Annotated in this window: 15 protein-coding genes; 7 read left to right on the forward strand and 8 right to left on the reverse strand. The window is 59.5% G+C overall.

Features of this window, described 5'->3' with window-relative positions:
- Positions 1-89: 89 nt before the first annotated feature.
- The 3 genes from cgtA to rplU all read right to left on the reverse strand — a co-directional run bounded on the left by cgtA (position 90) and on the right by rplU (position 2,112).
- Positions 90-1,313, reverse strand: coding sequence for an Obg family GTPase CgtA (gene cgtA / locus L6D63_RS10795; RefSeq protein ID WP_041065287.1), 1,224 nt, complete (start codon positions 1,311-1,313; stop codon positions 90-92).
- Between the two features lie 194 nt (positions 1,314-1,507).
- Positions 1,508-1,765 carry a 50S ribosomal protein L27 gene (gene rpmA, locus L6D63_RS10800; RefSeq protein ID WP_003228360.1) on the reverse strand — a complete coding sequence of 86 codons (258 nt, stop codon included), beginning with the start codon at positions 1,763-1,765 and terminating at the stop codon, positions 1,508-1,510.
- Positions 1,766-1,800: 35 nt separating this feature from the next.
- Positions 1,801-2,112 (reverse strand): 50S ribosomal protein L21, encoded by a 312-nt coding sequence (gene rplU / locus L6D63_RS10805; RefSeq protein WP_003228361.1) that lies wholly within the window; start codon positions 2,110-2,112, stop codon positions 1,801-1,803.
- A 241-nt stretch (positions 2,113-2,353) separates the two neighbouring features.
- Between rplU and L6D63_RS10810 the strand changes: the two genes are divergently transcribed.
- The 3 genes from L6D63_RS10810 (at position 2,354) to L6D63_RS10820 (ending at position 4,287) form a co-directional block, all read left to right on the forward strand.
- Complete coding sequence (locus L6D63_RS10810) at positions 2,354-3,322, forward strand: polyprenyl synthetase family protein (RefSeq protein WP_047296661.1); 969 nt, start codon at positions 2,354-2,356, stop codon at positions 3,320-3,322.
- Positions 3,323-3,481: 159 nt separating this feature from the next.
- Positions 3,482-3,823: a zinc ribbon domain-containing protein YjdM gene (locus L6D63_RS10815; protein WP_131671584.1), complete on the forward strand. Its 342-nt coding sequence runs from the start codon at positions 3,482-3,484 to the stop codon at positions 3,821-3,823.
- A gap of 206 nt (positions 3,824-4,029) precedes the next feature.
- Entirely contained in the window at positions 4,030-4,287 is a 258-nt protein-coding gene (locus L6D63_RS10820; RefSeq protein ID WP_008078558.1) for a PA4570 family protein, read from the forward strand.
- 135 nt (positions 4,288-4,422) lie between these two features.
- On the opposite strand, the gene L6D63_RS10825 is transcribed toward L6D63_RS10820, so the two are convergent.
- The 3 genes from L6D63_RS10825 to L6D63_RS10835 all read right to left on the reverse strand — a co-directional run bounded on the left by L6D63_RS10825 (position 4,423) and on the right by L6D63_RS10835 (position 6,092).
- Complete coding sequence (locus tag L6D63_RS10825) at positions 4,423-5,040, reverse strand: BamJ family beta-barrel-assembly machinery protein (protein WP_047296663.1); 618 nt, start codon at positions 5,038-5,040, stop codon at positions 4,423-4,425.
- A gap of 122 nt (positions 5,041-5,162) precedes the next feature.
- Positions 5,163-5,468 carry a DUF6482 family protein gene (locus L6D63_RS10830; protein ID WP_027612827.1) on the reverse strand — a complete coding sequence of 102 codons (306 nt, stop codon included), beginning with the start codon at positions 5,466-5,468 and terminating at the stop codon, positions 5,163-5,165.
- 135 nt (positions 5,469-5,603) lie between these two features.
- Positions 5,604-6,092, reverse strand: coding sequence for a TIGR00645 family protein (locus tag L6D63_RS10835; RefSeq protein WP_007963798.1), 489 nt, complete (start codon positions 6,090-6,092; stop codon positions 5,604-5,606).
- Positions 6,093-6,266: 174 nt separating this feature from the next.
- On the opposite strand from L6D63_RS10835, the gene L6D63_RS10840 reads away from it, so the two are divergent.
- Positions 6,267-8,099: a hypothetical protein gene (locus tag L6D63_RS10840; RefSeq protein WP_131671583.1), complete on the forward strand. Its 1,833-nt coding sequence runs from the start codon at positions 6,267-6,269 to the stop codon at positions 8,097-8,099.
- Positions 8,100-8,105: 6 nt separating this feature from the next.
- On the opposite strand, the gene L6D63_RS10845 is transcribed toward L6D63_RS10840, so the two are convergent.
- Entirely contained in the window at positions 8,106-8,435 is a 330-nt protein-coding gene (locus L6D63_RS10845; RefSeq protein WP_047296668.1) for a PA4575 family protein, read from the reverse strand.
- 324 nt (positions 8,436-8,759) lie between these two features.
- The gene (locus tag L6D63_RS10850) at positions 8,760-11,198 is read right to left on the reverse strand and encodes a Lon protease family protein (RefSeq protein WP_131671582.1); all 2,439 of its coding nucleotides are present in this window, start codon (positions 11,196-11,198) and stop codon (positions 8,760-8,762) included.
- Positions 11,199-11,475: 277 nt separating this feature from the next.
- Here L6D63_RS10850 and L6D63_RS10855 point away from each other — a divergent pair, with 277 nt between their 5' ends.
- The 3 genes from L6D63_RS10855 to L6D63_RS10865 all read left to right on the forward strand — a co-directional run bounded on the left by L6D63_RS10855 (position 11,476) and on the right by L6D63_RS10865 (position 14,602).
- On the forward strand, positions 11,476-11,964 hold the full coding sequence (locus L6D63_RS10855; protein WP_007909797.1) for a DUF3015 domain-containing protein: 489 nt from the start codon (positions 11,476-11,478) through the stop codon (positions 11,962-11,964).
- A gap of 273 nt (positions 11,965-12,237) precedes the next feature.
- Complete coding sequence (locus L6D63_RS10860; protein ID WP_047296671.1) at positions 12,238-14,091, forward strand: Lnb N-terminal periplasmic domain-containing protein; 1,854 nt, start codon at positions 12,238-12,240, stop codon at positions 14,089-14,091.
- Between the two features lie 154 nt (positions 14,092-14,245).
- Positions 14,246-14,602 carry a hypothetical protein gene (locus tag L6D63_RS10865; protein ID WP_007963787.1) on the forward strand — a complete coding sequence of 119 codons (357 nt, stop codon included), beginning with the start codon at positions 14,246-14,248 and terminating at the stop codon, positions 14,600-14,602.
- Positions 14,603-14,658 lie beyond the last annotated feature (56 nt).

A 14,658-nucleotide genomic window follows, 5' to 3' on the forward strand; every position in this document is an offset into this window, starting at 1 on the left:
AGCGCCGCCCATGTCGTTATTTGTGACTTGCGATTTCCAGATACTAAAACGCCGCTCGATTGAGCGGCGCTTAAGTTTACTGCAACGAATCAGTCGCGCACGTAAATGATTTCCGGACCGTCTTCATCATCCACATCTTCTTCGTCCCAGTCATCGTCGCCGATGTCGTGGACCGACTTCACGCCGCTGCGGCGCAGGGCACGCTTGTCGTCCAGTGCCTGCAACTGTGCACGGGCTTCGTCTTCGATACGCTGATCGAGATCGGCCAGCTCTTCCTTGTACGCCGGGTCGTTAGCCAGACGATCGGCACGGTCTTCCAGGTAACGCATGATGTCGCGCGTCAGACGCTCAGTGCCTTCTTTGGCGATGGCCGAGATCACGTAGACCGGACCTTCCCACTGCAGGCGATCAACGATTTCCTTGACGCGCTCTTCGTGCTCTTCCTCAAGGATCTGGTCGCATTTGTTCAGCACCAGCCAGCGATCACGCTCAGCCAGCGAAGGACTGAATTTGACCAGTTCATTGACGATCACTTCAGCCGCGTCCGGTGCACTGCTGTCATCCAGCGGCGCCATGTCGACGAGGTGCAGCAACAGACGCGTACGCGCCAGGTGCTTGAGGAAGCGAATGCCCAGACCGGCACCGTCGGAAGCGCCTTCGATCAGCCCCGGAATGTCGGCAATGACAAAGCTTTTCCAGCGGTCGACGCTGACCACACCCAGGTTCGGCACCAGCGTGGTGAACGGGTAGTCGGCAACTTTCGGCTTGGCCGCCGACACCGAACGGATAAAGGTACTTTTACCGGCATTCGGCAAGCCCAGCAGACCCACGTCGGCCAGCACTTTCATTTCCAGTTTCAGGTCGCGCTGCTCACCCGGCTTGCCCGGCGTGGTCTGGCGCGGCGCACGGTTGGTACTGGATTTGAAACGGGTGTTACCCAGACCGTGCCAACCGCCCTGCACCACCATCAGTTTCTGGCCGGCCTTGGTCAGGTCGCCAATCACTTCCTGGGTGGCCGAGTCGATCACGGTGGTACCGACCGGCACGCGCAGGATCAGGTCCTCACCCTTCTTGCCGGTGCAATCGGTGCTGCCGCCGTTGGAGCCACGCTCGGCATCGAAGTGCCGGGTGTAACGGTAGTCGACCAGGGTGTTGAGGTTTTCGTCGGCCATCATGTAGATGGAACCGCCATCACCGCCGTCACCACCGTTCGGGCCGCCGTTTTCAATGAATTTTTCCCGACGGAAACTCATGCAGCCATTGCCGCCGTCGCCAGCTTTTACGCGGATCGATACTTCGTCTACAAACTTCATAACTCAACGCCTCTCGCCATACGGACGAGCCGAAAAACAATCAAGACATAAGACTCTTGCAAAAATGAGCGCAGCGACCCCAAAACACGACCTGCATCGCACGCCGACAGCCCATACAAACAGTTTTGCAAGAGACTCACCCCACAAACGAAAAAGCCCCGTCGCAAGACAGGGCTCTTCCAGCGATCTCGCGATTAAGCCGCGACAACGCTCACGTAACGACGACCGAAGGCGCCTTTTACTTCAAACTTGATCACGCCTTCGATTTTCGCGAACAGGGTGTGATCTTTACCCATGCCAACGCCGTAGCCAGCGTGGAATTGGGTGCCGCGCTGACGCACGATGATGTTGCCGGCCTTGATGACCTGGCCGCCATACATCTTCACGCCAAGGCGTTTGGCTTCTGAGTCGCGACCGTTACGGGTACTACCACCAGCTTTTTTGTGTGCCATGAGTTCAATTCTCCTAGTGAGGAATTAGGCTGTAATTAAGCCTGAATACCGGTGATTTTGATCTCGGTGAACCACTGGCGGTGGCCCATACGCTTCATGTGGTGCTTACGGCGACGGAACTTGATGATGCGGACTTTATCGTGACGACCTTGGGAGATCACTTCAGCCTTGACGGTTGCGCCAGCAACAACAGGTGCGCCGATGTTCACGTCGTCGCCATTGGCGACCAGCAGAACGCGGTCAAAAGTCACGGATTCGCCAGTAGCGACTTCCAGTTTTTCGATCTTCAGGTATTCACCTTCAGCGACCTTGTATTGCTTACCGCCGGTAACGATTACTGCGTACATGGTATTTCTCCGATAATCCTGCTCACCCAGCTCTTTATAAGAAGAGGTATTGGCTGGCATGGCTGCATGGGGCTGGAACGGCCCAAGTGCAATTGCGTAAGGCAGGTGCTGCCCAGGAAGTTCAGGGTGCGCGATTGTACGCAAGCATCGAGACTCACGCAAGAGGCCGTCCATCGCGCCTTGACAGGCCCCGGTGGGGGTCCTAGCATGCCGCGCAACCCTTCTGGAGCAACTGTCGCTGATGCAACCCCAAGCTTTCTACCGCGCGGTGGCGGACGATTTTAGCGCCGTCGACGGCATCATCAAGAAGCAGCTGACTTCCCGAGTGCCGCTGGTATCGAAAATCGGCGATTACATCACCTCGGCCGGCGGCAAACGCCTGCGTCCTTTATTGGTGCTGCTGTGCGGCAAGGCCCTGGGTCGCGAAGGCGACGACCTGCGCCTGCTGGCCGCCACCATCGAATTCCTGCACACCGCGACCCTGCTGCATGACGACGTGGTCGACATGTCCGGCATGCGCCGTGGCCGCTCGACCGCCAACGCCATGTGGGGCAACGCTCCGAGCGTGCTGGTCGGCGATTTCCTGTACTCGCGCTCGTTCGAAATGATGGTCGAACTGGGCTCGATGCCGGTGATGAAGATCCTGTCCCAGGCCACGCGCATCATCGCCGAAGGCGAAGTGCTGCAACTGTCCAAGGTGCGCGACGCCAGCACCACCGAAGAAACCTACATGGAAGTCATCCGCGGCAAGACCGCGATGCTCTTCGAAGCCTCGACCCACAGCGCTGCCGCACTGGCCGGTGCCACCGCCGAGCAGAGCGAAGCCCTGCGCACCTTCGGCGATCACCTCGGCGTGGCGTTCCAACTGGTCGACGACTTGCTGGACTACAAGGGCGACGCCGAGACCCTGGGCAAGAACGTCGGTGACGATCTGGCCGAGGGCAAACCAACCCTGCCGCTGATCTTTACCATGCGCGAAGGCACGCCAGAACAGGCTGCCCTGGTACGCCAGGCGATCCAGAAAGGCGGAATCGAAGACCTCGAAAGCATCCGCATCGCCGTGGAAGCCTCGGGTTCGCTGGAGTACACCGCGCAACTGGCCCGTGACTACGTGGCCCGTGCGATCAAGTGCCTCGACGCGCTGCCGGCCAGCGAATACCGCGATGCACTGGTAGAGCTGAGCGAGTTTGCGGTCGCCCGCACGCACTGAATTCGTCAGGCAGATCAAAAGATCGCAGCCTTCGGCAGCTCCTACATCAATCACCTGTAGGCGCTGCCGAAGGCTGCGATCTTCTGCTTTTGGCTCCATCAAAGGCTAAAACCTTATACAATGTGCGACTTTTAGCGATCCACATCCCAAGGAGCCTTAGTGAGCACGTTGCCACCCTGCCCGAAATGCAATTCCGAATACACCTACGAAGACGGTGCCCAGCTGATCTGCCCTGAGTGCGCCCACGAGTGGTCGGCCGACGGCGAAACCGAAGTGGCGTCCGATGATGCCGTGAAGAAAGATTCGGTCGGCAACGTCCTGCAGGACGGCGACACCATCACCGTGATCAAGGACCTGAAGGTCAAGGGCACCTCGCTGGTGGTCAAGGTCGGCACCAAGGTCAAGAACATCCGCCTGTGCGATGGCGACCACGACATCGACTGCAAGATCGACGGCATTGGCCCGATGAAACTCAAGTCCGAGTTCGTCAGAAAGGTCTGATCCGCTTGTCATCCATCCCGCGCCCGCCGTGGGATGGAGCTCCGCCCTCTCCCGCTTTGCGCCCGCATACTCGCGTAATAGCCAGACGCCAGCCGGTTTGACCTTACGCAATCTTTACCCGGAAAAAATCGCATTCCGCCAATAGGCACTTGCTATTTGACGAATAAGAATTATTCTCATTGAAACCTTTCAAGGAGATGAGACCCATGACTTATTTGATCGATGCCTGGCTGGATCGCCCACACCCGTACCTCAGGATCCTGCATCGGGAAACCGGCGAAGTCTGTGCGGTTCTGGAAGAAGAAGCCCTGCATGAGCTGCAGGATCAGGGCGACCTGGACGTCAGCAGCCTGAATTCCAGCGAGCCGCTGGTGCTCAAGGAGCTGGTGCGCAATCTGTTCCTGTTCTGCTATGCCCGGGCGTTGCGCCCGACCCATGAGCTGCATCACAAGATCGAAATATGAGTAGCGCGGAAAAAACTGTGGGAGCCAGCCTGCTGGCGAAAGCGGTGTGTCAGGCACGGATGATTGCCTGAAAGGACGCCTTCGCGAGCAAGCCCGCTCCCACATTATTGACCTGTCACCGGGACAGGCCAGGCATTACAGAACGTCCAGCAGCTCGACGTCGAATACCAGAACGCTGTGCGGCGGGATGCTGCCAACGCCTTGAGCGCCGTAAGCCAGTTCGCTCGGCACGTACAGGCGCCATTTGCTGCCAGCGTTCATCAGTTGCAGGGCTTCGGTCCAGCCGGCGATCACGCCGCCCACCGGAAACTCTGCTGGCTGGCCACGATCGTAGGAGCTGTCGAACACGGTGCCGTCGATCAGCATGCCGTGGTAGTGAGTACGCACGGTGTCTTCACGGGATGGCTTGGCGCCTTCGCCCTGGGTCAGCACTTCGAATTGCAGACCGGAAGCCAGGGTGGTGATGCCGTCTTTCTTGGCGTTTTCAGCCAGGAACGCACGACCTTCGCCAGCAGCCGCTTCAGCTTTGGCGGCGGCTTCGGCTTGCATGATCTCGCGGATCACCTTGAAGCTGGCGGACATGGCTTCCTGATCGACACGGCTTGGCTTGCCGGCGAATGCGTCGGTCAGACCGGCCAGGATGGCGTCCAGGCTGACACCCGGTGGCGGGTTGTCGCGCAGCTGGTCGCCCAGCTGACGGCCAATGCCGTAGCTGACGCGGGTTTCGTCGGTGGACAGATTTACTTCGGACATGACACTGCTCCGCTGTGCGGACGGCCGCAAGACTTGCCGTGCGTGCACAGCGCGTCCCGGCGCGCCCGGAACCTAAAAGGGCGAGCAGACTAGCACAGATGCCCAGCGATGGCGCGCAACGCCTACAGGGCCGAGCGCCACGCCAGCGGCACTTTCAGGCTTTCATCGACGCTGCCGCCCAGGCCGCACATTTCGTCGTGCACCGAGGTATGTACGAGGTTGAACGGCAGCACCGGAAAGTTATGCAGCAAATCCCGCGCGTGCTCCACCGAACGCAGCTGCAGCATCTCGCCCTTGAGATCACTCAACGGATACGCGGCGCCATGCATCCGCGCTTCGAGCAGATAAATCCCGCCCTCCATGGAGATCAGGTTCAGCTCATCGACCTTTCTGGCGATGGCAAACGCATTCAACTCTTGCAGGTTCATGAAAGCACCTCGTGCGATGGCGAGCCAGGACCTTTACAGGGATATGCCCGCGCGCACCAAAGCACAAGCCACAAACGACACCGCCCGTCTGTTTCGCAACAGACGGGCGATGCATTTGCAGCGAGCAATCAATGATCAGTGCTTGGTGAGCTTGTCCAGATAGCCCATCGCAAACGCCGAGATCACGAAGGTCATGTGGATGATCACGTACCACATCAGGTGCTCGGGATCGACGTTCTTGGCGTCCATGAAGATCCGCAGCAGGTGGATCGAGGAAATCGCCACGATCGACGCCGCCACTTTCATCTTCAGCGACGAGGAGTCCATGGTGCCCAGCCAACTGAGCTTCTCTTTGCCTTCATCGATGTTCAGCTCGGACACAAAGTTCTCGTAGCCGGAAATCATCACCATCACCAGCAAGCCGCCCACCAGCGCCATGTCGATCAGCGACAGCAGCACCAGGATCAGATCCGATTCGGCCATGGAGAACACGTTGGGAATGACATGAAACACTTCCTGGAAGAATTTCAATGCCAGCGCCAGCAGCCCGAGGGACAGCCCGATATAGATCGGCGCCAGCAGCCAGCGCGTGGCGTACATTGCATTTTCGATAAAGCGTTCCATTGACTCTCACACAATAAGGATTGAAATCGGCGGCGAGTATACCAGCCGACCGTGACAGCCAGAAACGGCCCGGCCCGCCCCTCCAATCAGCGCAACCTGCGTGTGTGTATGATTTTTTTTCTGCTACTGTCCAAACCATTGACCGCCTAGCGAAAGTGGACAGGACGACTGGAAATGCATGTGCGATTGCCGTTGAAAACTGCCGGGATTTGCCTCGCTCTGCTGCTGGGCGGCTGCTCTCCCGGCGAAGAGAAAAAACCCTCGGCCAGCCTCGACGCGAAGACGGCAACCTTCGAACATTCACTGGACGCCATCACCGATCCGAAGCTCAAGGATGCCGTGACCGAACTCGGCGGTTCGCTGCTGTTGCTCGAACGCGCGCAACTCAAGCTCGACAGCACACCCCTGAAAACCGTCTACGGCGAAGACACCCTCGGCATCCTCAAGCACTACCCTTCACCGCAGGCGCTGGTCGATACATTCATCAACGGACTGTTTGTGCTGCACAAGGACGCCAGCTCCGACTACCTCACCGACCTGCAACCGGTGTTCCCGTTCAACCTGAACATTCCCGGTGGTTTTCTGTTTCCGCATGGCGTGGAATGGCAGTCGGTGACCCTGAGCAACAAGCGCGTGATCACCTATCAGCCGGAATGGTCGGAAACCGATCCCGGGATTCAGTTGAGCCCGTCCAGCTCCAACATCAACAACCCCGATGATCTGACGGTGACCTACCCGTTCATCGAAGGCCTGAACGTCGACAAGAAGACTCAGCCGCAGCCAGTGAGCCTGCAGGGCAACGTCGAAGTCATCACCCCGCGCCGCCTGTTCAGCTTCAACCTGAGCCAGAAGGACGTCGGCCAGACCCGCACCGATGACAACCTCAGCGTCACCCTGCTGAAGCTTGCAAAAAACTACGCTGAAGTCGAATTCAGCAACAGCCTGCCATTGGCCCCAGAGGTCGAAGGTGTGCAGCTCAATCCGTTGATCGTTCAGGCCCGCGACACCAACGGGCAATACCTGGTGCGCGCCGGCTCTATCAATGAGAGCCCGGCACAGGTGGCTTTCTACGAGAAACAACTGGCACATCTGCAACAGCAGAAAACCTGGAGCGAGGCGCTGGAAAAACAGCTTGAGGAGGAACAGCAGGCCTTCGAGCAGCAACATCCGCGCCGCTATAACAAGGTCTACTTCAATGGCCCCATCGACACCCTCGAAGTCAGCGTGCTGGATTTCTCATCGGCGACCGTGACCCGCAAGGCGCTGGATCTGCCGGTGCGCACCTTCAGCCAGCACACCACGGACAAAACCATCCAGCCGCTGGACCCGAACGTAGTGGTCTATGACGACCTGGCGCCGAACTGGCTCAAGGGCGCGAGCCTGACCGAGGAAGCGTTGAAGGCCGGCATCCGCATCCATCAGTCCGTGGAGGAGCCGAGCGCCGCACGCATCGAGTTCTCCCACCGGCGTACCTTCAACGATGAATTGCTCGGCGATGATTTCAGCCCGGGAGAAAGCCCGGTGACGTTCTTCACCGAGAAACGCAGCGGCAAACTCGACGAGCCGATCGAACTGCCAGCCGAGGCCTATCAGGTCGATCCGCTGCAAGCGACCATCACTTACGATTTGAACCTGTTCCCGGAAACTCCGGCAATTGCTGTGGGTTCGATGCCGCTGTTTCTGGCGAGCGTCGACAAGAAAACCTACGACACCAAGGCCCTGCCCAAAGGCCTGGAGATCAAGAACAATACACTGGTGGTGGACCTGAAACGGTTCCCGGCCAACGCCTGGCGTTTCTTCGTCAAGGACGACAGCGGCAACTACCTGAAACAGATTCTCTCGGTCAGCCACGACGCGAGTGCGCAAGGCCCGGCGCTGTTCGGCGTGCATTACTTCTATGGCCGTCCAACGCAGGTGGAGACCTATCAACGAACTGAACTCAATACCGTGCAATACGGGTTTGAGGTCAAGCTCGACAAGGCGCCGTTGCCCGACACGGCGCGGTGATTGCGCCTAATGGTCGAACACGCCGACCGGACGTCCACGGCCACCGTTGATCTGGCGCAGCTGTGCCTGCAGGTGCAGGCTCCAGATCTGCGGATCGTTGGCCAGTTCGTAGCCGTGCATCGTCAGGCTTTCCACAATGGTGTCGAGAATCGACTCGGCGGCGACCGGCCCGTGAAACGGGCCCTGGGCCTTGATGGCGGAGGGTTGTTCGCCGGCCATGCCGGCAGCGAAGAGCAAGGTCCACATGCCGTTATCGCCGGCCAGGGGTTTAATGGCGCATTCGATACGGGTCACAAGACCCAGGCATTGACGGGTGAGGCAGAGGTTGCGCGACATGGCGGCGACCCTCGGTAAAACCTGTATTCAGCCTTCACGCGAAGGCTGTTTCGATCCAGTGATACTGTCGATGTCCTTGAGCTGAGAATAGAAGAAAAGTCCGCCGCGCAAGCCGGATAGAACCAGAAGGCGCCGAATGGTCATTGTGTGAATTCTGACGCCAGAGTAGTGGCACTTTTCCCGAAGATCAGCGCAAAAATCAATCTGGAAAAACACTGTGGGAGCGAGCCCGCTCGCGAATGCGGACTGTCAGGCAACTTATTCGTCGTCTGATACAGCGCTTTCGCGAGCAGGCTCGCTCCCACAGATTTACTGCATGAAGGCTCAGGCGGGTTTGGCCTCTGCCAACGCCTCTTGCGCCAACTCCTTCTCCGCGTCCTTCAGATCCTCTTCGCTGATCATCTCGGCAATCACCCGCAGACGTTCAACCACGCGTGCGTTGACGCTGCCCTCAGGAAATTCGCCTTCGGCATTCGGCTCACCGGCCGGCTCGCCGACCAACAGGCTCAAAGCCTCGTCAGCCTGACGCACCGCGTACACATGGAACTGCCCGGCGCGCACGGCCGCCAGCACCTTCTCGTCGAGCATCAGCGTGGCGACGTTGGCCTGCGGAATGATCGCGCCCTGCTCGCCGGTCAGCCCACGCGCTTCACAGAGACGGAAGAAGCCTTCGATCTTCTCGTTGACGCCACCGACCGCCTGCACTTCGCCGAACTGGTTGATCGAGCCGGTGATCGCGAAGCACTGCTTGAGCGGGGTTTTCGACAACGCCGAAATCAACGTGCAAGCCTCGCCCAGCGACGCACTGTCGCCATCGACGTAACCGTAGGATTGCTCGAGCGCAATGCTCGCGGAAATCGCCAGCGGGAATTCCTGGGCGTAACGGCTGCCCAGATACCCGGTGAGGATCATCACGCCCTTGGAGTGGATCGGCTGACCGAGATTAACCTCGCGCTCGATGTCGACGATGCCGCTGCCGCCCGGGTACACCGTGGCGGAAATCCGCGCCGGTACACCGAACGCCGAATCGCCGACTTCCAGCACGGTCAGCCCGTTGCACTTGCCGACCGCGGCGCCGTCGGTGTCGATCAGGATGATCCCGGCGAGCATGTCGTCGAGAATCCGCGCCGATACGCGGCCAGTGCGAGTGGCTTTGGCTTTCAGGGCTCGTTCGATGTGCCCGGCGTCGGTCATATCATCACCAGCCAGATGGCGAATGAAATCCGCCTCGCTGACCAGTTGGAACAGGTCGCCGATACGCGCTGACAAACGCCCCTGATGCTCGGCCAGGCGTGCGCTGTAGGTCGCCAGACGCGCCACCGCATCGGCGGTCAGCGGCGCCATGCCTTCTTCCGAAGTGCGGGTTTTCAGCAACTGGGCGAACTGCTCCAGGCTTTCGTCGACCATCGGGATGTCTTCGTCGAAGTCGACCAGCACGCGGAACATCTCCTGGAAGTCCGGATCCAGGTCCTGCAGCGTGTAATACAACTGCCGCGCACCGATGATCACCACTTTGACCTGCAACGGAATGTGCTGCGGATTCAGGGTCACAGTGGCGAAACGGCCCATCTCGCCCAGCGGCGATTCCATCTTCAATTTGCGCGATTGCAGGGCGCGCTTGAGTGCGTCCCACACGAACGGCTCACTGAGCATTTTTTCCGCTTCAAGAATCAGGAAGCCGCCATTGGCGCGATGCAATGCGCCCGGGCGCAACTGGCGATAAGTGGTGTAAAGCGCCCCTTGATCGGTGGTGTATTCAATGCGGCCGAACAGGTTTTCGTAGGTCGGATGCGGCTCGAACACCACCGGCGCACCGCCACTGTGCGGATGACCGACCACCAGGCTCGGCGCGTATTGCTCTTCCAGCAGCTTGCGCGCCACGGCGTCGGTCTTGCTGTCGTCGACCAGTTGCTCGACCACGGTTTTCAGCAGATACACCTGCATCGCTTGCAGGTAACCGCAGACCGCGGCGTTCTCCGCATACTTTTCCGACAGCGGCGACAGCAACGGCTGCAAGGCCAGGGTGATGGTTTCTTCGTTGAGCTGACGCAGCTGATTGTTCGACTCGCGCTTCCACTGCGGCAGGCTCGCGAGCTCTTCATTCAGCCGTTCTTCGAGACCGGAAATATCCTCGTGGAAACGCTCGCGCTCGGCTTCCGGCAATTGCGAAAACTCGGCTTCATCCAGCGCCTTGCCTTCGAGCATCGGGGTGAAAGCGATGTTGCTGCTGTCGCGGTACAGGGCGACGTCTTTTTCCAGGGCCAGACGTTCGATGACGTCCAGCGCCTTGTCGTAGCGCTGGTTGAAGGCGCGGTCGATGGCGCTTTTCTTTTGCTGGTAGGACGGGTGTTCGAACACCGCCGGGAACGTCGCCAGCAGGTTGTCGATCAAGCCGTTGATGTCGCCGATGAATGCGCTCGCCGTGCCCGATGGCAGCTCCAGCGCGCGGGGTTCGCGCGGCTCATCGAAGTTGTTGACGTAGACCCAGTCCGCCGGGGTCTGCAGGCGCTTGCCTTCGGCCTTCAGGTAGCGTTTGACGAACGAGAAGCGACCGGTGCCCGGTTCGCCCATGACAAAGACGTTGTAACCGGGGCGGGGCATGGCCACACCGAACTGCAAGGCTTCGACCGCACGTTCCTGGCCAAGCACACCGCGAAAGGGCTCCAGATCATTGGTGGTAGTGAAGCTGAACTGTTCAGCGGAAAACGGACGGGTCAGCGCTTCGGGCGCTAGACGCAAGCTGGCAGCAACAGGATCAGGCATCGGGCTTCCTTAACAATCAGGCGGGGCAGATAGCGGCATTCTGGCGCTGCGCGTGCCCCACTGGCAAGGCGCGCCATGCGACAAAGCATAGACAACCGGGTGACCCTGCCCCGCCCCCCGGCAAATCGGGGTTATCGCCAAATCTTTTGTAAAAACTCACGGAACCCCAGGAACGTGCCTAAACTCCAAACTGCGCGGCTGGAACGAATACTGGCCCACTGGCACCGTCAGGTGTCAGAACCCTGTCCATTGGTATGCACACAAAGAGAACAAAGCTATGAAACGGATTCTTCTCGGTACTCTCTTCACCGCTGTTTCCATCAACGCCATGGCTCAGGCGCCAGGCGGTCCGGATTGCGGTTGGGGCAACATGCTGTTCGAAGGTCAGCGTGGCACCCCGGCCCACTTCCTGGCATCCACCACCAACGGCACCTCCGGTAACGCTACGTTCGGTATGACTTCCGGCACCAACGGTTGCTCGACCAACGCGTCGCTGACCTACGGCGGTAAATCCTGGTTCGCCATGAATGGCATGATGAACGAGCTGTCCGAAGACATGGCTAAAGGCAACGGCGAAGCGCTGACGACTTACGCTGTGGTACTGGGCGTGGCGCCGGAAGACCGTGCGCATTTCGCCGCTGTCACTCACGAGCACTTCCAGCAGATCTTCAGCAAGGCTGACGTGACCGCCGAAGACGTGCATACCAACACCCTGGCTGTACTGAAATCAGACCCACGTCTGGCCAAGTACGCCACTCAGGCTTAAGCTCGACCCCACCCGCTTCTTTCGGGAAGCGGGTTTTGTTTTTTATGGCCCACCCTTCTTTGCGCGATGCAGATCAGTTGTGACATGCGCTGAACCCTGTGGCGAGGGAGCTTGCTCCCGCTGGAGCGTGCAGCGCTCCCGGTTTTTTTATAAGCGGGGCCGCTGCGCGCCCCAGCGGGAGCAAGCTCCCTCGCCACAGGGTTGGTGCGGGTTTGACTGGTCGGCATTAATGCTCGGGGTCTTTGTTTTTCTTTTCGACTTAAGTTGCCACTTATGCTCAAACGCCTTGCCTGGCTGGCGCTCTGTGTCTGCGCCCCGCTGTCCGCCGCGCCTCACATCGACCCTCAACGTTTGCAGCAACTGGCCAACGACCGCTTCTGGATTTCCCTCGGTCATTACGAAACCGCCAAGCTCGGCGGCTGGCGCAGCTATGTCAGCGACAGGAAATTCTTTCTCGCGCCTGATGGCAACGAACACCCCGACCATGAGTTGGCCGCCACCGTGCAAGCGCTGTATGCCCCGGCCAGTCTCGGCGAGCAGCACGCGCAGTGCGTCTATCCGGCCCGCACCCGCTGGCTGAAAGCCCAGCTCAATCTCAGCGATCTGCCCGCCCCCGATTGCGCCGAATTCAAGAAATGGTTCAAGGACGTCTCGCCGCACAGCGCGGTGATGATCTTTCCTGCGGCGTACCTCAACAGTCCGTCGTCGATGTTCGGCCACACCCTGCTGCGCATCGATCAGGCCGATGTGCAGGCCGACAAGACTTCGCTGTTGAGTTACGCGATCAACTTCGGCGCCTACATCGAAGGCTCCGACAACAGCATCCTCTACGCCTGGAAAGGTTTGATGGGCGGCTACCCGGGGCTGTTCGCGCTGGTGCCGTATCAGGAAAAACTCTCCGAGTACCGCAGCCTGGAAAACCGCGACCTGTGGGAATACCGGCTGAACCTGACGCAAGCAGAAACCGCACGCATGGTCGAACATGTGTGGGAGCTGAAGCAGATCCAGTTCGACTATTTCTTCTTCGACGAAAACTGCTCCTATCGCCTGCTCGAACTGCTGCAGGTGGCGCGTCCAAGCCTGCGCCTGACCGAGCAATTCCCGCTGACCGCCATCCCTACCGACACGGTCAAAGCCGTGAAGGAAGCCGGACTGGTGGAAAGTATCGAATACCGCCCGTCCCGCGAACGTGAACTGCTCAGCCGTGCCCAGCCGTTGAGCAGTGACGAACAGCAATGGGTGCTGAACGTCAGCGCCGATCAACAGGTCTTGCAGGAGCCGACCTTCAAAGCCCTGCCCCGGGATCGGCAGGCGCTGATCATCGATGCTGCGTATCGTCTGGAACGCTACCGCGCCAACGGTCAGGAACGTGATCCGCAACGCGCACAGCGCAGCTTCGAACTGCTGCGGGCGATCAACAAGAACCCGGCGCCGGAGCTGCAGGTCCCCCAACCGGGCCTGCCCGAAGACGGCCACGAATCGCGCACCTGGCAGGCCGGCATCGGCACCCGGGGCGACCGTGCGTTCGGCGAGTACGGTTTGCGCATGGCCTATCACGATCTCAACGACAACGCCGAAAGCTTCCCCCTCGGCGCGCAGATCGAAATCCTGCAGATGAAGCTGCGCCAGTACGAAGGTAACCAATGGCAATTCCAGCAACTGGATCTGGCGACCATTCGTTCGCTGACCCCGCGCAATGAGTTGCTGCAGCCGCTGTCGTGGCAAGTCACTGGCGGCCTCGAGCGCGTACCGGGCAAGCATGATGACGAGACGCTGGTCAGCCACGTCAACGGTGGCGGCGGCGGCACTTGGGCGCTCGGTGATGACGTATTGGGTTTTGCTCTCGGCACCGTGCGCGTTGAACACAACAATGACTTCGCCGAATTCGTCTCCCCGGCCGGCGGTTTCAATACCGGCGTGTTGTGGAAAAACCCGCTGGGCAATCTCAGCCTGGAAGCCAAGGGCGATTACTTCTTCAATGGTGAAGTGCGCCGTAGCCTGAGCCTGAACCAGCAGTGGGAATTGTCGCGCAACCTCGGTTTGCGCCTGAGTGCGCAGCGTGAGTTCAGTCATGTGGCGACGCCGGAAAACGAAGTGATGCTCGAAGTGAAGTGGTATCACTATTAAAAGATCGCAGCCTGCGGCAGCTCCTACAGTGGGAATGCATTTTTCCTGTAGGAGCTGCCGCAGGCTGCGATCTTTTGATCTTCCTTTCACACCCCATCAACGAATCACCTTCTAGACTTTCCCTATCAGCCGAGAATCGGCGCGGGAGAGTGCGATGTGGCGGTGTGCGGGACTGTTGGGTGTTTTGCTGTTGCTCGGGGGTTGCCAGACCACCCATGAAGACTTGATCGCCAAAGGTTATCCACCGGCCTTCGCCGACGGTTTCGATGACGGTTGCGTCAGTGGCCGGCAAGCCGCCGGCTCGATCAGTGGCGAGTTTCGCAAGAACGTGCCGCGCTACCTCAAAGACAAGCAATACGCCGAAGGCTGGACCGACGGCTTTCGCCAGTGTCAGGCGATGCTCGAGAACAAGGATCGCGAAGAGTATCGCAACGAACACTGGGACGAGCGCGAGCGCGCCTGGCAGCAACAGAAGGATCAGGACGCCGGACGGGCTTATCGCTCGCAATAGGTCGTTTCCAGACATCCAGTGAAACCAAATGCCGGCGACCATGGCCCAATTCCTAT

Source organism: Pseudomonas parakoreensis (assembly GCF_021602155.1).
GTDB classification, from domain to species: domain Bacteria; phylum Pseudomonadota; class Gammaproteobacteria; order Pseudomonadales; family Pseudomonadaceae; genus Aquipseudomonas; species Aquipseudomonas parakoreensis.